The sequence below is a fragment of the Roseburia amylophila genome (assembly GCF_025567465.1).
Classification (GTDB): Bacteria; Bacillota; Clostridia; order Lachnospirales; family Lachnospiraceae; genus Roseburia_C; species Roseburia_C amylophila.
Window position 1 is genome coordinate 48,067 of sequence record NZ_JAOQKI010000002.1, and the last position, 20,911, is coordinate 68,977.

Consider the following 20,911-nt stretch of genomic DNA (forward strand, 5'->3'; position numbering starts at 1 on the left):
TGCCAGCGCAACAGCCGTATCAGTGTATACACTGGCGCGGCTGTTGTTTTTTTGCAAAGCTTCTCTTTTTATTCTTTCAGTTTCCGGTAAAGCTTCTGTACAAACTGCACATCCTCTCTGGTAAGTTTCTTATGGCTATACGCTGCCACTTCAAGAATCTGAAGATAACGCTCCTTTTCTTCCATGCTCCAGCCCCCATAATTTAAAAGCTGTTCCCGGAATGTCCGGTCGGATTGTACTTTAGCATTTACAATTCCCTTCCGCCGTAAAATGCGATAAATCTGGTTTGAATTCCAACGGATGATATGCTTGTAACTATGTGTTCCCTTCTTCCGTTTTCCTTCTATCTCTCTTAAGTAATACCAGATACCTGCTGTAAGAAGCAGAATGATGATTACCACAACAAGCAAAATGACCTTTAAACGGCTTCCCTTTTGATTCTGTTTTCCTGCCTTATTGCCATCCTGCATGGAATTTTCTGTATTCCGGTTTTCCGTGCCCTGATTTTCCGTATCCTGGTTTTCTGTATCTGGGTTTTCTGTATCCTGACTTTCTATGTTTTGATTTTTTGTATTCTGATTTTCCGTATTTGGCATTCCGCTGCCGGATAAATCCGACTGACTGTCATCTTTGGAACTGTCCTGATAATCACTTCGCTCCAGCGTAATTAGGTCTGCTGTTCTGCCATCATTCATCCGGATGGTAATGCTGTCACTTTCCTGCTGAATCTCCAGACGGTCAATGCCGGTTTTATTTCCCGGCGTCATTTCCACCGGCACCCAGCCAACACTGTCTATATAGATTTCCGTCCAGGCATGTGCCTGATTATCAAGAACCTCTGCCGTATAATTACCATCACTGTCCTTCTTAAACTTCGATGTACTTACAGCATAGCCGCTGACATACCGTGCCTTAATTCCCATCTGCCGCAGAAGCAGTGTTCCCGCACTGGCAAAATGCTGACAGAAGCCTTCCTTCGTATCAAACAGAAAATGTTCTGTTACATCCTGTCCCCATGGCACATTGTCCAAATCCAGATTATAGTTACACTTCGCCAGTTCCCGTTTCACCAGATAGACTGCATAGATTTCCTTAAAGTTATAAATATCATCATAATAAGTACCATTCACAGTAAATCGGTTATCTACAAAATCCGAATAGTCTCTTTCATACTCCGCTTCCAACTGATTTCCCAGTTCCCGGATTCTTGTGAGATTTTCCGGCACATACATATACTTTTCCGTATACTTATTATATTTCTTTATAAATGCCCATTCGTCTTCCGGTAATTTACTGTTAAACCCAGCCAAATCATACCGCCAGCTATTCATATTCTCTATAATTTCATTTACTTCAGATTCGCTCAGTGTCTCATTCCGGTTCACATAAGCACCATCTGCCAAATCTGCAGTAAACAAAGCATTCATATAAAGATGTGACATGCTGTTTCTTATGGTTCCGTCTACTTCCAGAACGTCATTGCCATTCCGGAGCACAGTACGGTCTCCATCCATAAGAACCCCGGCGGGTTGCCGTTCATCCTGATAATAGCTTGCCAACGTATAGTATGGCAGGTATGCATAGGGGTCTTTCTCATCAAAATACTGCACCCGGTAAATGGTATCCCAGTAATAGGTATAATAGCTCTGGGTATATGCCAGAATATTCTGTACCTGTTGTCCCGCGGTCTGTTCCTTAAGACTGCTGTCCACTTCCTGCATGGCAGTCACAAAATCACTGGAATCATAAGTCTTCCAGCTTCCATTTTTGTAATAATCGCCTACATAACCTCTTAAATATACCGTATCATCCGGTATCTGATAAGCAGTCACTTCCATAACCGGCTTGTCCTCAAATTCCGGTGCCATATTGCTGACCCGTCCCGGCTGATGGAAGGAGAAAATATCTTTACCAAAAGGAATTTCTGCCAAAAGATTGGCAGCTGTCATTGCCATTTCTGTTACCATATCCTGCGCAGTTTTTTCAATTTCACTTCTTCTTGCCACCATTTCTTTGGCTTTCGGTTCTGCCACTCTAAATACCAGCGAAGAAACAACTACCGCCACCACCAGAAAAAGGCATACTGCTTTCTGCCTTAGATATTCCAACTGCTTTAATTCCACCCGGCCGGCAGCCCGGTAACCAAAGCTTCCTGCCGCAGCCAGTGAGAAACAAATCAATGCCCGCTTTGATGGTGCATAGCCCACCGCAAAATCCAGCATTATAAGAAGTAGCGGTGGAATCAACACTCCAGCCAGCCGTTTTCTTACCACCAGAAAATAAATCTGCAGAATAGACAAGATAACTAACAGCCATGCTGTTACTTCTACCACCGGATTTAAATCAAGATACCGTTCAAATCCGGATACAATCTGCACATTATAGTACATATTGATTTTCTGCACTACCAGCCGGATCAGTCCTGCCATCCCGGGATAAAGTTCCTTCCTGCCAAGCACCAGTCCCACCAGCAGTTCTCCCACAGGCAGCAGCCACTTGTCCGCCTTCTTAAAATAGGAAAAAGAAACCGTCAATGCTACCGCAGAAACAGAAACCCATATCAATGCAGGCTTTTCAAACCGGTTAGTCAGAAAGATGTCTCCAAATATAAAGAACAAGGCAATCTCCCAAAGCACAGCCAGCAGGCTCTGCATTCCCACACGCATGACCTGCGGCGGCAATGCAATTTTTCCTGCCCGCCGTCCTTTCTGCGAATACCGTATGTTTCCAGTCTTTTTCATAACCGATGCATATGTTTTCTTCTTTTTTCTCATACTCTAATCTCCGCTTTTGCGAAATCTTCTATTTCCGTTCCTGCCACAATAAGTTTTCCTGCAAGGTTCATTTCTATCTTTGTAACTGCTGTCTCACCCCGGTAGTTCTCCTGATATAAAAGTGCAATATCCATCTTTTCCCGGCTCTGAACCGCTCCATACAAAAGCAGAATAAAATAATATACCTTCTCTTCTGTATCTACCCTTACCCGGATGAGGTCATGTTCCTTTTCATCATACCAGGCAATATAATGAGGGCACTGTTTTTCCACCAGTCCAAAAGAAATCGAAATTACCATTTCAAAAAAGTGGTTTCTCTGCTTCTCCGTCTCTTTCTGCCCTCCGCTGATGTCAAGAAGAATCACCACCGGACAGCCCATCGGCAGACTGTTTTCCCGAACCATCAGCTCATCTTCTTTTGCTGATAACTTCCAGTGGATATTCTGGATTTTATCTCCCGGCTGAAAGGAACGGATCTGAAATACCTCCGATACATCATCTCCTCCGGTTTTATCATCATATACTTCCGCTTCTCCCTGAAAATACCGGGAAGCTAATCCCACCTCTATCATTACCGGTGTTATCTTTGGCATAATGGAAAGCCGTTCCTCATAGCGCACATACCTGGTCAGATAGCCGATTCCAAGCAGGCCATAAAATCTTACCCGAACCAGCCGGAATGTATAATTTCCACTGCTTTTTGCTGCTACCTCCACGCTCATCCGGCTGCTGCTCTTTGCATCCGCTGCCGTCTGTATGGATAACTTTCTCTTTTTCCTGCCAAAAGAGTTCTGATAATCGATCCGGTATACCACCTTCGGCAATGGCAGCCTGCTCCGGTTTTCCGTCACCGCACAGATCATAACGCCTTCTTCCTGCTCTGCCATAACAATCGGAATCTGAATCCGGCATTTTACCCGAAACATCATATATAAAATATAGCCATAGCCTAAAAACAGCATTACTCCGCAGCAAATCGACAAAAGTATCAATGCCGGGCTGGTATAAATGATTCCAAGATATCCTAATGCACCAACAATAAGTACAAGTATCAGTCCTGTTGCCATAGGCTACTCTTTTCCCTTAAACGAAGTTGGTTTTGTGGTATCTTCCATAATTTTTTCAAGAACTGCTTCCCCGGACACCCCGGTGACCCGTGCTTTGGTATTTAATACGATTCTATGCTTTGTGACATCATAAAAAACATCCTCCACATCAGCCGGAATCACATAATCTCTCTCATTTAAAAATGCATTGGCACGCACCATTTTCGTCAGTGCCACCATTCCACGCGGACTGACGCCCAGCTCAATATAAGGATTTTTTCTGGTGGCATGAATCAACGCCATCATATATTCATAAATTCTGTCATGTATAAAAATATTTTCTACGGTTTCTTTCATTGCCTGCAGCTGCGCCCCTGTCATCACACCTTCTATACTCTCATAGCTCTGTCCGATGCTCTTTCCTTTGGCAATCTCAATCTCACTTTTCAAATCCGGGTATCCCATGCTCATACAAATCATGAAACGGTCTAACTGGGATTCCGGCAGCATCTGTGTCCCGGCACTTCCCTTCGGATTCTGGGTTGCCATTACAAGAAATGGTTTCGGAACCGGATGACTGATGCCATCTACCGTCACTTTTCCCTCTTCCATAACCTCTAACAGGGCTGACTGGGTCTTTGGAGAAGTACGGTTGATTTCATCTGCCAAAAACAGATTGCACATGACTGCACCCGGATGATAATAAAAGCCGCCCTGCTCCTTATCATACATAGAAAATCCCAAAATATCTGCCGGCAGTACATCCGGTGTAAACTGTACTCTGTGATTTTCAAGGCTCAATGCCCTCGAAAAAGCCAGTGCCAGCGTTGTCTTTCCCACTCCCGGTACATCTTCAATTAAAATATGTCCTCCTGCTAAAATTGCACAGAATGCCTTTCTGATACAATCATCTTTTCCTTTTACGCTTTTTTTGATTTCATTTTGAACCCGCTTTGATAATTCCACCGCCTGCTGTAATTCCATCCTTCTCCTCCTGCTTTGAGTCTGCTTTCTGTTTTCTGGCTCTTCTCTGTTTCCTATCATTCTCTATTTTTTGTCTCTAGTTCAGAAATGTTTCTCTTACTTCACAAGTTTCTTCTGCCCCTGAATCTTTTTTACCAGCCATACCGAAACTAACGCCAGTACGGCTCCAATCACCACTCCTGCCAACACATCCGATGGATAATGCACCCCTACATATAACCGTGAATATGCAATCAGAACAGCTACAATTAATGCCATTACTCCATATTTTCTAGGAAGCTCTTTCCATAATACAATTGCTGATGCGAAAGAACTTCCGGTATGTCCCGATGGGAAAGAATAATCTGACTGCTTTTCAATTAAAAGCTTCAATCCATCAATCACTTCATAGGGTCTGGTTCTTGCCACCAGATTTTTAAGTAAAATATTGTCTACAATTAACGAACCAATTAATGCCAGTGCCGACATATAGCCTACGTTTCTCGTCTTCTTGTCCAGCAAAAGCACAATGGTTATCAGAATCCATAAGATTCCCGCATTTCCAAGATTCGTAATATCCTTCATCACAGAAGTCAGTGCCGGGAATCGCAGATACTCCTGTATCCATAATAAAATCTGCCCATCTATATGTAATAACTGTTCTAACATGATATGTTCCTCTTCTTTCTCCACATTTTCATCACTTTTACTGCTGCTTATAGTATACCGTGTTTCCTTTGATTTCGAAACAACTTAATGAAATATTAAAAAACTAAACGCCAGCTATTCCAAAGCAACGCAAAACAGGTCACCCCAGCCCTCACAAGCTGGATATGACCTGTTTCTTTCTAAATGAATTGCTTTCTGTTTCTTACTGAATATCTTCTTCCTGAATCGGATTCATATCAAGTCCACGGTTGGCATCTGCCTTTGGATCATCTCCGAAATGATAATCTTTACCAGGTAAGATTGCATTTAAGATAATTCCGGCTAAGGCTGCGATTGCAAGTCCGGTTAAAGTAATGCTGGTTCCTGCAATGGTAAAGGTAAGTCCATTGGAAAATCCAAGTCCGCTGACTAAGATTACTGCTGCAATGATTAAGTTACGGGATTTGGTGAAATCAACGTGATTTTCTACTACATTTCTGACACCGATTGCAGAAATCATACCATAAAGCATGAAGCTGACACCACCGATGATTGCAGATGGCATAGAACCAATGATTTCAGCTATTTTCGGAATAAAGCTTAAGATAACTGCAAATACAGCTGCAATACGGATCACTCTAGGGTCATGCACACGGCTTAATTCCAATACACCGGTATTCTCACCATATGTAGTATTTGCAGGACCACCAACCATACCTGCAAATGCGGTTGCAAGTCCGTCACCGATTAAGGTTCTGTGAAGTCCCGGATCTTCGATGAAGTTCTCACCAACAGTTGCAGAAATTGCAGACATATCTCCGATATGCTCCATCATAGTTGCCAGTGCGATTGGTGCCATAACCAAGATTGCAGTCAGGTTAAATTTGCATAACTGGAATGGAGGAAGTCCTACCCAGCTTGCAGATGCTACTTCGGTAAAGTTTAAGATAGCACTTCCATCCGGATTAGTCAGTCCTGCTGCCTGCATAATCAGTGCTGCTGCATAGGAAATGACAACACCTAAAAGAATTGGGATAATGCGGAACATTCCTTTTCCCCAGATGTTAAAGATAATGATAACTGCCAGTGCAATCAGTGCAAGAATCCAGTTGGTGGATGCATTGTTTACTGCAGATGGTGCAAGGGAAAGGCCGATACAGATGATGATTGGTCCTGTTACAACAGGTGGCAGGAAACGCATTACTTTCTTTACTCCTACGACTTTGATAACAAGTGCAAGAATCAGATATAAAGCTCCTGCGACAACAATACCACCACAGGCATATGGAAGCTTCTCTCCCATGGTCATGTCTGCAAAGATTCCGGTATCCAACTGTGCAATTGTAGAAAATCCTCCTAAAAATGCAAAAGATGAACCTAAGAATGCAGGTACTTTTAATTTGGTACAAAGGTGGAAGAATAAAGTTCCAAGACCAGCACAGATTAACGTAACCTGTACGGAAAGACCTTCTCCCTCAAAATAGCTGTTCACCAGAATCGGCACAAGAATGGTTGCGCCAAACATTGCGAACATGTGCTGAAGTCCTAACAACAGCATCTTTGGAACACCAAGTGTCCGTGCGTCGCGAATTGCGTCTTTTCGTTCGTTCATAACGAAAGCTCCTCCTTAAAATATAATGTGTGATATCCGTGGAATTATATTTTCCACGTCTGCGGTGCTTTTCATGCATTTTTCTGTTGCTATGCTGCATCCGCTTTAACTACGGGAAACATATTTTCCCGCATAAAACAGGTAACCCACCGAAATGGCAGATTACCTGTTATTATCTAAATTTGTTCCAACGCCTCAATTGCTTTGGCAATATATGGGTTGTCCATAGTATAAAATTGTCCTGCATCAGCAGCTTTTGCATATGCCGGATCCAATGGAAGTTTTCCGAGAACGGACAAATCAAGGTCTGCTGCGATTTCATCAATATGGCTTTCTCCAAATAAAGAAATCTCTTTTCCACAATCCGGACATTTTAAATAGCTGTAATTTTCAACGATTCCAAGGACAGGAACATTCATCATCCCTGCCATGTTATATGCTTTCTTTACAATCATCTGAACCAGTTCCTGCGGAGAAGTTACGATAATGATTCCTTCTACCGGAAGAGACTGGAATACAGTCAGTGGAACATCTCCGGTTCCCGGTGGCATATCTACGAAAAGGTAATCAATGTCACCCCATACCACGTCACTCCAGAACTGCTTTACCACGCCGGCAACGACTGGTCCACGCCATACAACCGGTGTTTCTTCTGTATCAACCAATAAATTTACAGACATAATCCTGGTTCCGTCTTCTGCCACTGCCGGAAGAATCTCTTTTCCATCTCCGACTGCTTTTCCGTGAATTCCATACATCTTTGGAATGGATGGTCCGGTAATGTCGGCATCCATAATACCTACTTCATAACCTTTCTTACGCATAGCGGCTGCCATGGATGCTGTGACAAAAGATTTTCCAACACCACCTTTACCGCTGACTACGCCGATTACATGCTTTATGGATGAATGTGCATTCATTGGCTCTTTCTGAAACTTTATTGCCATTTCTATTCCCTCTTTCCGCTAAACAGGCGGTGTACGTAATCGACACCGCCCATATTTTTATTAAAACCTCATTATTACTATCATACCTTACTGATAGATACTTTTCAAGATATCAGTTTGCACAAAAATTGATACCTTATGCATTTCTCTTCGAAAGGATTTCTTTTAAACTCTCCGTATATGGCTCTCTTGCGATTCCATACTCTGTTACAATTCCGCTGATTAAATCGTGGTCTGTCACATCAAATGCCAGATTGTATACTTTGACGCCTTCCGGTGCCATCCGCTCCTGATACCACATCTCCGTCACTTCCTCTGCCGGACGCTCTTCAATGCAGATGTCATCTCCGGTTGCTGTATTTAAGTCAATGGTAGAGGTCGGTGCACAGACATAAAAAGGTACATGATACCGCTTTGCTACCGTTGCCACAACGGAGGTTCCGATTTTATTTGCCGTATCTCCATTGGCTGCCACCCGGTCGCAGCCTACAAATACTGCCTGTACCAGTCCCTGTTTCATGACGGTGCCAGACATATTATCACAAATCAGGGTCACATCCACCCCTGCTGCATGCAGTTCAAAAGAAGTAAGTCTCGCCCCCTGCAAAAGAGGTCTTGTCTCATCTGCAAATACATGAAAATGATAACCTCTTTCTTCCCCCAGATAAATCGGTGCTGTAGCAGTCCCATATTTACTGGTGGCAAGCTGTCCGGCATTGCAATGGGTCAAAATGCCATCACCCGGCTTCACCAGTGTCAGCCCGTGTTCTCCGATACTTTTGCAGACCCGGATATCTTCTTCCTGAATCTCAAGGGCTTCTTTATGAAGCAATTCCTTTATCTCTGCAACCGGCTTATTTTTATTTGCAATACAGACTTTCTCCATCCGGTTTAATGCCCAGGAGAGATTGACTGCGGTCGGACGGGAAGAATTCAAATATTCTTTCTGTTTCTGAAAAGCTTCATAAAAGACTTCATAATCCTCTGTTTCAATTTCTTTTGCCAGAAGATAAATGCCAAAGCCTGCTGCCACACCTATTGCCGGTGCGCCACGGACTTTCAATAAATAAATGGCATTCCAGATTTCCTGTGCACTCTTTAACCGGATCAGTTCTATCGTTCCCGGCAGCTTTGTCTGGTCGATGATTTCAATGGCATTCTCTGCATCTAAGAGTGTAACCGTTGCATAATCCATAATATTCTTACTGTTTTTTCCCTTCTCCATAGCCTTATCTCCTACCTGTCCTGAGCCTTTATTCTGGCATTCAGTTCTTCTAAATATTCCCATCGTTCCATCTTATGCTCTAATTCATCTTCCACTTTTATCTTCTCCTGGGTCAGCTCATTTAATTTTACAAAATCACTGGCAAAGCTTCCCATCTTCTCATCCAGTTCTTCTAACTTTGCTTCCAAAGCTGCAATATCGTCCTCGATGGTCTCATAATCCTTCTGCTCCTGCCAGGTAAATTTCAACTTCCTGCCGCTCTTCCAGGTCGCCCTGGAATCCTTCTTTTCGGCATTCTCTGTGGCATCTGCGTTTTCCGTCTGGTCTGCTTTCTTCCCGGAAGTCTCTGTGCCTGCATTTCCCACTGCTGTCTCATCCTCCGGTCGCTTGGCAAGATAATCCGTATAACCGCCCTCATACTGTCTTATGTTTCCCTGTTCAAATGCAAAAATCCGCTTTGCGATACGGTCAAGGAAATACCGGTCATGGGATACTGTAATGACGATTCCATCATAATTATCAAGATAATCCTCTAAGATTGCCAGTGTGGTAATATCAAGATCATTGGTCGGCTCGTCTAAAATCAGTACATTCGGTGCTTCCATCAATACACGAAGCAGATTCAGTCTCCGCTTTTCTCCACCGGAAAGTTTTCCGATAACGCCATACTGTTCTTCCGGTGGGAATAAGAAACGCTCCAACATGGCTGATGCGGATACCAGTCCATCCTCTGTCCGGACATATTCTGCAGTATTGCGGATATATTCAATAACCTTTAAAGACGGATCCATATAGGCAACTCCCGCCGATGCATCCTTTTCAATCTCCTGGGAATAATAGCCTATCTTTATGGTCTGTCCGATAACCAGTTCTCCGGCATCCGGCTTTACCCTGCCATCGATAATCTTCATCAAAGTGGTCTTACCGCATCCATTATGTCCCACAAATCCGACTCTGTCATTCTTAAGAAAGATATAGGAAAAATCCTCAATCAGCTTTTTTTCTCCATAGGATTTACTGATATGATGAAGCTCTACCGTCGTCTTTCCCATACGGCTGGAAACCGAGCTTAATTCCACCTGCTTATCAAACTGTGGTCCCGACTGGTCTCTAAGATTCTCATAACGTTTGATATGGGCTTTCTGCTTGGTAGACCTTGCCCTTGCGCCCCGCTGCATCCAGGCGATCTCCTTGCGAAGGATGGACTGCCGCTTCCGTTCCCCGGCAACTGCCATATCCATACGCTCCTGCTTCAGATTCAGATAACCGGAATAATTTTCCTGATAACTGTAAATGGAGCCTTTATCAATTTCTGCAATACGGTTACATACGCTGTCCAGAAAATACCGGTCATGGGTTACCATAATCAGTGTTCCCTTAAAGCCCTTTAAATACCCTTCCAGCCACTCTGCCATATCTGCATCCAGGTGGTTGGTAGGCTCGTCTAACAGCAGAATATCGCAGGGTGTTAAAAGTACTGCCACAAGAGCCAGACGTTTTCTTTCTCCACCGGATAAGTTTTTCGTCTTTTCTTCAAAATTATATACGCCAAGTCTTGTGAGCATGGACTTTGCCTTGCTCTCTAAATTCCACATCTGATAATCTTCCCCGGAAGCATCTGCCTGATTTTTCCGGTGTGCCGCTACCAGTACACTTTCTAAGACCGTCTCTTCTTCCCCAAATTCCGGCATCTGCGGAAGATAGCGGATTACCGCATGATTTGCCTTGGTGATTTCTCCGGCATCCGGTTCCTCTAAGCCTGCCAGCATTTTCAGTAAAGTGGATTTTCCGGTTCCGTTAATTCCCACAATTCCGACTTTCTCTCCTTCCTGCAAATAAAAGGAGGCATTGGAAAATAACTTTCTTCCGGTAAATGTCTTGGTTATATTCTCTGCTGATAATAAATTCATAAAGGTCTCCTGTATTTCTTTTTCATTCTTATTGGCAATAATTTTCTATCACAATACATATTTACATTTGACTGCTCACTGACTATACTGTAATGCATAGCACAACTATTCAGGAGGTAATATATGTATCATAGAGCATCTGAATTAAAACATATTTTTAACGAAAATATGAAAGGCGGAACCGGCACTGTTGAAATTATCCGTTCCGTCAATCCTATAGACTATGAAAGCCCAGCCAAGATGATTGCAAAACTCATCTTAAGACCGGGCTGTTCTCTCGGAAAGCATATGCATGAAGGGGAAGAAGAAATCATCACCATTCTCTCCGGTCATGCAGCCTATGACGATAACGGAACCATCGTTGCTTTAGAAGCCGGTGATACCTGCGTCTGCAAAAGCGGAGAGTCCCACAGCATTGCAAATGCTTCTCCAAAAGAAGATCTCATTCTCTTTGCTGTCATTAATTATCTTGCCTAATTACCGGCAAAATAAGCATCAATCCCATTGGCGATTCCCTGTGCAATCTGAGTCTGATAAGAGTCCGTTGCCATATTGGAATCTTCGGTGGGATTTGTCATATATCCCATTTCTACAATTGTTACCGGTACGGTACTCCAGTTAATTCCACTCATGGTATCAGTCTCCCACACATATTCCTTTTTTGCACCGGTCTGTGCACACAGACTATCCAGTATATTCTGGGAAAGAGAACGGCTCTGGCTGTAAAAGCTTCCTACATACGGATTGGACGCCGTCTGGCAGATTGTCATAGCTCCATTGGCTCCGCTGTTGGTAGATCCATTGGCATGTATACGGACAAATGCTTCTGCTCCCGCATTGGTTGCAATGGCTGCCCGCTCGCTGTTACTGAGATTCACATCATTGGTTTCTCTTGTCATGACTACGGTATAACCTCTTGCTACCAGTTCATCCCGCAATTTTAAGCTGACGGATAAATTAAGCTGATACTCTGTCTGTCCGGTTGCAACACCGGATGTTCCTCCGGTTACTCTTGCCTTGGTCTCAGAAGATCCCGGTGCTACCGGCTCCGGTGTACTGTCTCCTCTGCTCTGATGTCCCGGGTCAATGCAGATGACATGTCCGCCGCTTCCGGATGTAATTCCGGTTCCTGCACTTCCAGTCAATGCTACCGGCTCCTGCGGCTTCTCTGTGGTCAGATAATCGGATGCTATATAATAAGTTCCTTCATCCAATGAAACCTGGCTCCAGCTTCCATCATTTGCAGTGCGGGTAAGTTCTTTTCCCGCAGATAATTTCTTATAAACCTCTGCATCGGTAGAAGGTTCTACTCTCACATTGACTCTTGTTGTCGTATAAACAGTCTCTTCTGCATAAACTACCGTATCCGGATTCAATACTGCCGGAACATGCTCTGTTTCCGTCTCTGTTTCTGTTTCCGTATCTACAACTTCTTCGGTGTCAATTACACTTTCTGTTGTTGGTACCTCTGTATTTGTTAATGTTTCTTCGGTATTCACATTCGCAACTGTATCGTCTTTTTTATCCTTCCCGCAAGCGGTCAGAAATACCAGACACATAACAAGCAACAGGCATACGGTAACTGCCGAGTGCCTGCTGCCCTTATGGAATGTGCTTCTTTCTGATGTTCTCATAGATTTCCTCACATTTCCCTTATATCATCTTACTTATGAATCAAAGTTCCCTTTAATCCGCTGACGCCATCTAATGCTTCCTCCAAGTTGGCAATCAGTACGGAACGGACTGCAGAATTACCAATGTAATCGATTGCTGCCTGAATCTTCGGAAGCATGGTTCCTTCTTCAAACTGACCCTCGTCCATATACTGTTTTGCTTCTTCTACTGTCATCTCATCCAATGGCTGTTCATTGGCTGTGCCATAATTTAAACACACATGCTCAACACTGGTTAAGATAATAAGCTGGTCAGCGTCTAAAAGCTCTGCAAGTCTGCCTGCTGCAAGGTCTTTTTCAATGACTGCGCTGGCACCTTTTAGATTATTATCCTGCTCTAATACAGGAATACCGCCACCACCACAGGCAATTACTACCTGGTCTGCATCGGAAAGTGCACGGATGGCATCAATTTCTACGATGTCCATTGGCTTTGGAGCTGCTACGATACGGCGGTATCCATCGCCCTGTTTTACCGTATGGTTACCTTTCTTCTCTTCTGCTTCTGCCTCTTCCTCTGTCATGACACGGCCGATAATTTTGGTTGGATGATAAAATGCTTCATCGTATGGGTCTACGGTTACCTGTGTTAAAACAGTAGATACCGGTTTGTAAATTCCACGGTTTAATAATTCGGTACGAATGGCATTCTGCAAATCGTATCCGATATAGCCCTGACTCATAGCAGAGCAGACAGACATCGGAGTAGCAGTATATTCCGGATAAATTCTTGCGAATTCAGCCATTGCAGTATGTATCATTCCCACCTGTGGTCCATTGCTGTGGGAAAGAACTACCTGACAGTCATCCTTAATATAATCTCCGATTGCTTTTGCGGTAAGCTTGGTTGCTTTCTTCTGTTCCGGAAGTGTTGTTCCCAATGCTTCATGTCCTAATGCAATCACAATTCTCTTCTTTTTCATGTTACAATCCTCCAATTCTATGCCCAAAGATTTTCCGGATAGACACCGTCTTTAATCAGTCCGCGGATGGAATCCACAACAAATGGTTTGTCCTCTAAATAAGTAACTCCAAACCAGCGGTCTGCTGTCTCATAAACTTTTACGGTTGCCTTATCCTGATTCAAAAGCAATTCCACAATATTTGGCAGCAGATACTCTTTCTTCATCGGATTGTCTTCAATATGTGCCAAGAACTCACGGAAGCCCTCTTCCAGATAATCAATAAAATCCGGATAGCCAGCCCACATGTTCATAGATACATTTACATCCGGGTGAATCCATTCTGCCACATCAGCTTCTTCACAATGTACTTTTCCTTTTTCATCGGCATAGATGCTGTGTGTCTCTAAAATTTTTTCAAGATAACCACTCTTTTCATCTACCACACAGACACCACGGGTAACGGTTCCGTTATCACTCAGTGTGTTCTTCAGGACATATCCAGCCATTCCAAGGCGGAATCTTTCCTTATCCTCTTCATGATTTACCAGAAAATCATGCATCTTTACAAATGCTTCTTTTCCGTAATAATCATCTGCATTGATGACTAAAAATGGTTCCTTCACTACGCCTTTGCAGCATAATACTGCCTGACCGGTTCCCCATGGTTTTGTTCTGCCTTCCGGCACTGTAAAGCCTTCCGGTATATCATTGATATCCTGGAATACATAATCTACTTCTACCTGTTTTCCGATTCTGTTTCCAATGATTTCTTTAAAATCCGCCTCAATATCCTTGCGAATGATAAATACAACCTTATCAAAACCTGCTTCCACCGCGTCATAAATGGAATAGTCCATAATAATCTCGCCGTTCGGTCCCATTTTCTCAAGCTGCTTAATTCCGCCGCCAAAACGGGAGCCAATGCCTGCCGCCATAATAATCAGTGTTGTTTTCATTCGTATTCTCCTCAACCTTATTTTAAAACTTTTTTCTCTCTACCCTTTTCTTTTTTCCTCTATTTCACTGTTCTTACCTAATGATTTCTCCACTCGCCAGCTCTAAAAGCGTGTTGACTCACTTGTGCCTGCTATTTCATGTATTCTTTATAGCCGACTTCCTGAAGCTTCTTATCCTTTGCTTCTACCTGCTCTTTTAAATTCTTAGAATATTCTTTTAATCGTGCCAATAATGCATCATCTGATGTTGCAAGAATCTTTGCTGCAAGAATTCCTGCATTTGCGCCACCATTGATTGCAACGGTTGCTACCGGAATACCGGTCGGCATCTGTACGATAGAATAAAGAGAATCTCTTCCGCCTAAAGATGTGGTATGCATTGGAATTCCGATTACCGGCATAGGGAAGATTGCTGCACACATTCCCGGAAGATGTGCTGCCATTCCTGCTCCTGCGATAATTACTTTAAATCCTTTGCTCTCTGCGCTCTTTGCATATTCAAAAAATACATCCGGCTCACGATGTGCGGAAATAATTGTCATCTCATACTCGATTCCAAGCTGTTCCAAAATATCTGCTGCTTTTGCCATTACAGGCATATCTGAATCACTGCCCATTACAATTCCTACTTTTGCCATTTTCTTTCTCCTTTTCTCATAGATACTTGTCCTTTTAGTATACACTGTTTTACGCCGGAAATGAAGTCTTATTTTCCAACGGCTCATTCAGTTTTTCTGTGCCCGGTACTACAAACCTGCCATCTCTTATAATATCCCCGGTACTGCCATCTGCCCGTTCGATATAAATGCAGTCTAATTCATCATACGGTATCGTAATATCCGTATGGCAGTTAAAGTATGCCTTACTTTCGTCTTCTTTCCGAAGAATTGAGATTTCATTATCCCTTGCCACAATTTCTTTTCCATCCGGATTATAAACCGGCGTATCCTCCGCCTGGGAATAACAGGTATCTCCCACTGCAAAATGTGGACCTGTCTTCTCTGCAATCAGAATCGGCAATTTATCTGCAATATCAAAGTCCTTTGCCATCCGGTATGCCGTGGTATTGGTTCCGATAGCGAACTCCCCTAACGGCAGCGTATCATGATGCATCAGTACGTTATCATAAATATATTTCCGGTTCTCTTCTTCACTGTCAAAATTACTGCAGCTGTAATCCACAACTTTTCCATCTTCAAACGTCATTTTCAGGTTCTCATAACGGAGTCCGTTAAGATAGACATAAGATACATGCAGTACTCCGTGGGTTCCGGTCAGCACCGGTGAAGTAAACACTTCCCCTACCGGAATATTGACATCTGCCACGCAATTTTCAAAGATAGTCTCTTTCTGTGGATTCTTAAGGCGGTATAATTCCACTGTCATATCTGTTTCGTTATCGCCTTTTCCTCTGATATGTGCCCTGACTCCCTGGTCTAATACTTCAATAATTTTCGCCTGCATATCCCGGTACAGGGTATAATCCAGTGTATTTAATTCTACCGTCTTATCAAAAATTTCTTCAAAGTTGCTGCCAATCTGCGGGAGCGGATAAGCAATAATCGTAAAGCTTCTTTCCTCTCCCTTAATATACTGATTGGTAATCTGCCCAGCCTGTGACGCATAATAGACATTTAATTCATTCTGCTTGTCGCTGTAATGGCAGGCAGTTTTTTTATTTTCCGGTTCAAATAACGTTTCTCCGAACACCTCGATTACAGCCGGACCTGCGTAGCCTGCTGCAAGTTCTTTCTTATCTTCATATACAGTCCGGAGTGTCTCTAATCGGCGTTCCACAAAGGCTTTGTCTAAATATACTGCTTTATCTGCTTTATGGTCATAATCAAACTGACGGTTCACAGAAGTCGCATAGCAGCCCCGCTTGGAGTTGCCGCGGTTACGGAAGGAAGAAAACGCCTCCCGGTAAATCGTCGGTTTTAATCCCATCTTCTCAAAATTTGCAATTGCTGCCCGCACCATACGTTCCATTCCGATGGCATACTCCACATTTACGGTAGATTTTATGGATAAGTCTTTTCCGGTAGTAACAAATCCAATCCGGTAGCCTTCCGTATAAGTATCCGCCATTGCCTGAATCTTCTCCTGCGGAAGCTGGTTCATATACTCTGCCATACGGATTTCATTTTCTCCGATAGGCTCTCCATAATAATAAAGGTATTTTAAATCCTGTAAATCAGAATCCATTACTATCCGGGTAAAGAAATCCCGGCTGGCATCTACCATTTCACAGACGCTGCGCTCGGTAAACAATTCACTGTAATCGTGGAAAAACCAGTAAATTGCCTGCTGCACTTCTTTCGGGGTTGTTCCCTCTTCGTCATTAAAACAGGTATAAACCTGGATAAACAATTCACAGAAGCAGGTATAGGCTTCCACATCGCCCTCATAAGCATAAGGAATCAGGCTCCGAAGCTCTGCATAGAGCATGCTAAGGAGTGTGCCGTATTCCTCGCCCAGGGTTTCACAGGCATAATCCGGGTTGGCATAGCTTTCTTTATAATGTTCCGGCAGAATGTCCTCATACAATGCTTCATTTATCTTCTGTAATGTTTCCCTGCTCTGGCTGCAGAAGCTGTCATTTAATACCTGCCGCAATACTTCTTCCGTTTTTACAATAAATGCTGCTGTTCCTTTAAAATAAGCACGGAACGGCTCACAAACCTCCGGTTCTGCCGCAAGTTCATGTATCCGCTCCGTCACCAAATCCAGTCGTTCTGTAATTGCTTCTCTTTCTTCTGCGTTTAAATTCTGATATTCCATACTTTCTATCCTTTATATTTCTAATTTTGCCTACAACAGAATACCGCCTGCATAGACAGCAATCCAGATAAGCAGTGAAAAAATTGACAAAAATGTAGCAGCATACGGAATGCTGCGAAATGAATTTTCCTCCTTCAGGCTTATGATTGCAAGAATCACTGCGGCTAATGCTGCAAAAAAGGCAAGGATTCCATAGCAGGCTATGTATATGCTTAAATTACCGGCACTTCTGAATGCAAGAACTACCATCACCACAAAACTGACCAGTGACAGTAGTGCCAGAACAAGTGCTGTAATTCCTCTTTTTGAAAGTGTCTTTTCTGTAAATTTATATTTTCTGTATCCTCTTCGTCTTTTTCTCATGTTCTTTCTCCCGATACATTTTGTACCGAAGTCTATTCTTTCTGCTCAAATTTGTGACACCGGATATGATTTGCCAGCAAAAATCCAACATATCCAATTGCCCCGCCGATGGTATTTAAAATCAGATCATCTACATCAAAGCTTCCTACCTTGGATACAAGCTGTACCAGTTCTACCAGCAGACTGAAGTCAAAACTCAAAAGCACTACCCGGTAGAACTTTCTCTGGTTATGTGCCAGTAATGGCAGAAGCATTCCATAAGGAATAAAAGCGACAATATTTCCCAGAAGGTTAAAGCAGACTGCTTTCGCGCCCAGTGCCTTCCGGTAAATAATAAACCGCTTGATTTCTTTTAAGGGCATAAGATTATAATGGTAGCTTCTTTCGGAATAGGTTCTTCCCATCATTTCTGAGAAGAACAGGAAATAGCAAAGCAGACCCAGATATATTACGAATAAAATCCATGCTCCGATACGAAGCAGTTTTCTCGTCTTCTGACTCAATTTCTTTTCCCCATTTCATTTTTGCTGTTTATTTTGCCCCATACTGCTCATAATATTTATCAATTGCTTCTTTCATCTTATCATCAATGATAAGCCTGCCCTGGCATGGACGGTTGTATAAACACTCTACCACATCTGCCATGCTGACAATTGCATTTGCAGGGAAACCATATTTCTCCTGAATCTCATCGAGTGCACATTTGTCTGTCTCAAGTCCTTTTTCCATACGGTTTAAGGATACCATCAGTCCAAGAATGGTTACATCTCCCTGTGCCTGAATGATTGGGAATGTCTCCTGAATAGATTTTCCGGATGTCGTTACATCCTCAATAATAACAACACGGTCACCATCTTTGATTTTGCTTCCAAGCAAAATTCCGGTATCGCCATGGTCTTTTACTTCTTTACGGTTAGAACAGTAGCGAATCTCTTTGCCATAAAGACGACTGAATGCGATTGTTGTTGCAACAGAAAGCGGAATTCCCTTATATGCCGGTCCAAACAGTACATCAAAATCAGTACCATAGTGGTCGTGAATTGCTTTTGCATAATATTCTCCAAGGCGGGATAACTGTGAACCGGTTACATATGCACCTGCATTCATAAAAAATGGTGACTTTCTTCCACTCTTTAATGTAAAGTCACCAAACTTCAAAACCTCACTCTCCACCATAAATTCGATAAACTCTTTTTTATATGCTTCCATTTTATTAAAACCTCCTGATTTTAAGCCATTCTTCGGCATTTTGTATTTTAAATTTTGCTTTACTGTGCCACAACTGTACCATTTAACGATTTACCCATATATATCAATCCTTTCTGATTTGTTCAGCAAACCAAAAAGTTAAGCATAGATATACTTTCTTAGCATACCACCAAATTCACTTTTTTTCAACTGACAAATCATCATATTCATTGTTCATATTCATTGTTTCCAAATCTATTCTCATATGACAGTTCTGGTTTCAAGTCAACTTTCCATTCCATTAAATCTTATGGTTGACATTGTAAGAGCTGACATATATATCTTCTTCCACCTCTCCCTTCTTTTGAGGTCACAAACTGTGACCTCAAACAGTATCATCGTGTTCCTTCTTGTTTTGCTTCCCACTCTTCCACCGTTCGAAGTGGTATCTGAAAATTGTTTTTCTTCCTTTACAACAAATATGGAGCAGATTTCTCTGCCCCATACGCACACCTTATAATCAGGCAAGAACTGCTTCCTGCTTTACGATTTCTTTCACTTCATCCAAAGACAAGCCGGAATAACGTGCCATTTTCTCAACGGATGTTTCGCCATCACGAATCATACGAACAACGAACTCACGTGTTACTTCTTCACGCTCCTGATTTCTCATTTCTTCAATTGCTTTGCACATACTCTCAACTCCTTTCGCATCTTCCTTGAAGTATCTGACTCTGTCTGCCAGTTTTCCATAAAACATATCATCCGCATCGGTACAGGAAAAATCATGCATCAGCTTCCCGATATCCGAATCCCCTCGATATGCTCCATTCACATACAGGATGTGGGAACCATCATCAAAAAATTCATCGGTTTCCAGAATTTTTCTCTCTACTCTGTATATCGGCTCTCCTTTTCCTATCACATCATGCTCCGTAATAAATATCACATATGTTTCCGGAAGAAAATTGACATCTTCCTGTGGTGCAAGTGCATTGGCATCCAACATACTGCTGTTGTGTCTTGCACGCTTTCGTCCTGCTCCCTTATCCGCTCGCTGCACCTCTATATCGTATTCCTTATTCTCAGAATCCGTAGCCTTTACATCCAGCCTAACGGAACGCCCCTGCAAATTCTGGATGACATATTCCGTTTTAGAATGAAGAACCTTAAGGTCCTCTTTATTCATTATAATACGCAGAACAAGCTCCGCACATTCATCATGATCTTCAAAGCATTTCTTCAAAAAATCGTCATCAAACAGGCGAAATTCTCTTATTCTCTGCATATCCTGCTCGTGTTTTTGTTGCTTTGTCAGCATTCTTATCACCTCCAAATCTCTTCGGTGTTCTTCCTGTATTTCTGACCTCTGGTTATAGTATACACGAAAAAACACCTCCTGCCTACTAATTAATTTGTGAAATTTTAATAACCTCTTTCACAATCATATCTCTTTAAAATTCCATACAATCTCCACCCTGTTATCTGTGTGTTCTGTTGTATTTCACACGATAATCATATTCCTCCGTAAAATCATCATAGGCGGACATCTTGTAACGCATACTCCGCTCAGCTCGTATGTCCTGCCGACCGTGCCCTCGCCACCGATCAAGGTAAGGGTATTTCCATCAACGGTAAATTCATATTCGGAATCCCGCACCGACTCGTTGGCGTAATCGATCATGAGCTTGTTGCCGTCGATGGTATAGGCGAAATCGTAGGATATGGAGGGCAGCTCCAGTGCGGCGATCGCACCGCAAAGCACCATACGGCGCTGCGTCTGTTTTTTCTTCCTTTTTCTGATTCTCTCTACCGTTTGATCTGACTTGTTCGTGAATCGTCCCGGCGGTTGCTGCCTGATGGGGCGGTTCGATTGATAATCCTGCATCATGTGGTTCTTCTCCAGTCCAAGCGAAAGGG

At 42.9% G+C, this 20,911-nt stretch carries 20 protein-coding genes; 1 reads left to right on the forward strand and 19 read right to left on the reverse strand.

Annotation, left to right across the window (positions count from 1 at the left end; genetic code table 11):
* Positions 1–68 precede the first annotated feature (68 nt).
* The 8 genes from OCV43_RS01675 to OCV43_RS01710 form a co-directional block, all read right to left on the reverse strand.
* The gene (locus OCV43_RS01675) at positions 69–2,774 is read right to left on the reverse strand and encodes a transglutaminase-like domain-containing protein (RefSeq protein ID WP_262623248.1); all 2,706 of its coding nucleotides are present in this window, start codon (positions 2,772–2,774) and stop codon (positions 69–71) included.
* Positions 2,771–3,841 carry a DUF58 domain-containing protein gene (locus OCV43_RS01680; RefSeq protein ID WP_262623249.1) on the reverse strand — a complete coding sequence of 357 codons (1,071 nt, stop codon included), beginning with the start codon at positions 3,839–3,841 and terminating at the stop codon, positions 2,771–2,773. The genes OCV43_RS01675 and OCV43_RS01680 overlap by 4 nt, the downstream gene beginning before the upstream one ends.
* Before the next feature lie 3 nt (positions 3,842–3,844).
* A complete protein-coding gene (locus tag OCV43_RS01685) occupies positions 3,845–4,804 on the reverse strand; it encodes an AAA family ATPase (RefSeq protein ID WP_262623250.1) in 960 nt (319 codons plus the stop codon).
* Between the two features lie 96 nt (positions 4,805–4,900).
* Entirely contained in the window at positions 4,901–5,452 is a 552-nt protein-coding gene (locus OCV43_RS01690) for a phosphatase PAP2 family protein (protein WP_262623251.1), read from the reverse strand.
* A 202-nt stretch (positions 5,453–5,654) separates the two neighbouring features.
* Entirely contained in the window at positions 5,655–7,043 is a 1,389-nt protein-coding gene (locus tag OCV43_RS01695) for a uracil-xanthine permease family protein (RefSeq protein WP_262623252.1), read from the reverse strand.
* 176 nt (positions 7,044–7,219) lie between these two features.
* Positions 7,220–7,990, reverse strand: coding sequence for an Mrp/NBP35 family ATP-binding protein (locus OCV43_RS01700; protein WP_022244172.1), 771 nt, complete (start codon positions 7,988–7,990; stop codon positions 7,220–7,222).
* Between the two features lie 136 nt (positions 7,991–8,126).
* Complete coding sequence (gene mtnA / locus OCV43_RS01705; RefSeq protein ID WP_262623254.1) at positions 8,127–9,215, reverse strand: S-methyl-5-thioribose-1-phosphate isomerase; 1,089 nt, start codon at positions 9,213–9,215, stop codon at positions 8,127–8,129.
* 11 nt (positions 9,216–9,226) lie between these two features.
* Entirely contained in the window at positions 9,227–11,125 is a 1,899-nt protein-coding gene (locus tag OCV43_RS01710; protein ID WP_262623255.1) for an ABC-F family ATP-binding cassette domain-containing protein, read from the reverse strand.
* Positions 11,126–11,248: 123 nt separating this feature from the next.
* Between OCV43_RS01710 and OCV43_RS01715 the strand changes: the two genes are divergently transcribed.
* The gene (locus OCV43_RS01715) at positions 11,249–11,602 is read left to right on the forward strand and encodes a cupin domain-containing protein (protein WP_022244169.1); all 354 of its coding nucleotides are present in this window, start codon (positions 11,249–11,251) and stop codon (positions 11,600–11,602) included.
* On the opposite strand, the gene OCV43_RS01720 is transcribed toward OCV43_RS01715, so the two are convergent.
* The 11 genes from OCV43_RS01720 to OCV43_RS01770 all read right to left on the reverse strand — a co-directional run bounded on the left by OCV43_RS01720 (position 11,599) and on the right by OCV43_RS01770 (position 20,882).
* Complete coding sequence (locus OCV43_RS01720; protein ID WP_262623256.1) at positions 11,599–12,759, reverse strand: N-acetylmuramoyl-L-alanine amidase; 1,161 nt, start codon at positions 12,757–12,759, stop codon at positions 11,599–11,601. The two genes, OCV43_RS01715 and OCV43_RS01720, sit on opposite strands and share 4 nt — an antisense overlap.
* A 29-nt stretch (positions 12,760–12,788) precedes the next feature.
* The gene (gene arcC / locus OCV43_RS01725; RefSeq protein WP_117840556.1) at positions 12,789–13,721 is read right to left on the reverse strand and encodes a carbamate kinase; all 933 of its coding nucleotides are present in this window, start codon (positions 13,719–13,721) and stop codon (positions 12,789–12,791) included.
* Between the two features lie 17 nt (positions 13,722–13,738).
* Positions 13,739–14,659, reverse strand: a complete 921-nt coding sequence (locus tag OCV43_RS01730) for a sugar phosphate nucleotidyltransferase (protein ID WP_262623257.1) — start codon at positions 14,657–14,659, stop codon at positions 13,739–13,741.
* Between the two features lie 131 nt (positions 14,660–14,790).
* Positions 14,791–15,297, reverse strand: a complete 507-nt coding sequence (purE, locus tag OCV43_RS01735; protein ID WP_022244165.1) for a 5-(carboxyamino)imidazole ribonucleotide mutase — start codon at positions 15,295–15,297, stop codon at positions 14,791–14,793.
* A 49-nt stretch (positions 15,298–15,346) separates the two neighbouring features.
* Positions 15,347–17,440, reverse strand: a complete 2,094-nt coding sequence (locus OCV43_RS01740; protein WP_262623258.1) for an aminopeptidase — start codon at positions 17,438–17,440, stop codon at positions 15,347–15,349.
* A gap of 30 nt (positions 17,441–17,470) precedes the next feature.
* On the reverse strand, positions 17,471–17,803 hold the full coding sequence (locus tag OCV43_RS01745; RefSeq protein ID WP_022244163.1) for a DUF6142 family protein: 333 nt from the start codon (positions 17,801–17,803) through the stop codon (positions 17,471–17,473).
* Between the two features lie 32 nt (positions 17,804–17,835).
* The gene (locus OCV43_RS01750; protein ID WP_262623259.1) at positions 17,836–18,306 is read right to left on the reverse strand and encodes a VanZ family protein; all 471 of its coding nucleotides are present in this window, start codon (positions 18,304–18,306) and stop codon (positions 17,836–17,838) included.
* Positions 18,307–18,334: 28 nt separating this feature from the next.
* Positions 18,335–19,012 carry an orotate phosphoribosyltransferase gene (gene pyrE, locus OCV43_RS01755; RefSeq protein WP_022244161.1) on the reverse strand — a complete coding sequence of 226 codons (678 nt, stop codon included), beginning with the start codon at positions 19,010–19,012 and terminating at the stop codon, positions 18,335–18,337.
* A 264-nt stretch (positions 19,013–19,276) separates the two neighbouring features.
* On the reverse strand, positions 19,277–19,519 hold the full coding sequence (locus tag OCV43_RS01760; protein WP_118056440.1) for a hypothetical protein: 243 nt from the start codon (positions 19,517–19,519) through the stop codon (positions 19,277–19,279).
* Positions 19,512–20,312, reverse strand: coding sequence for a PD-(D/E)XK nuclease family transposase (locus tag OCV43_RS01765; RefSeq protein WP_022244160.1), 801 nt, complete (start codon positions 20,310–20,312; stop codon positions 19,512–19,514). The genes OCV43_RS01760 and OCV43_RS01765 overlap by 8 nt, the downstream gene beginning before the upstream one ends.
* 183 nt (positions 20,313–20,495) lie before the next feature.
* A complete protein-coding gene (locus OCV43_RS01770) occupies positions 20,496–20,882 on the reverse strand; it encodes a DUF5640 domain-containing protein (RefSeq protein WP_227701064.1) in 387 nt (128 codons plus the stop codon).
* Positions 20,883–20,911 lie beyond the last annotated feature (29 nt).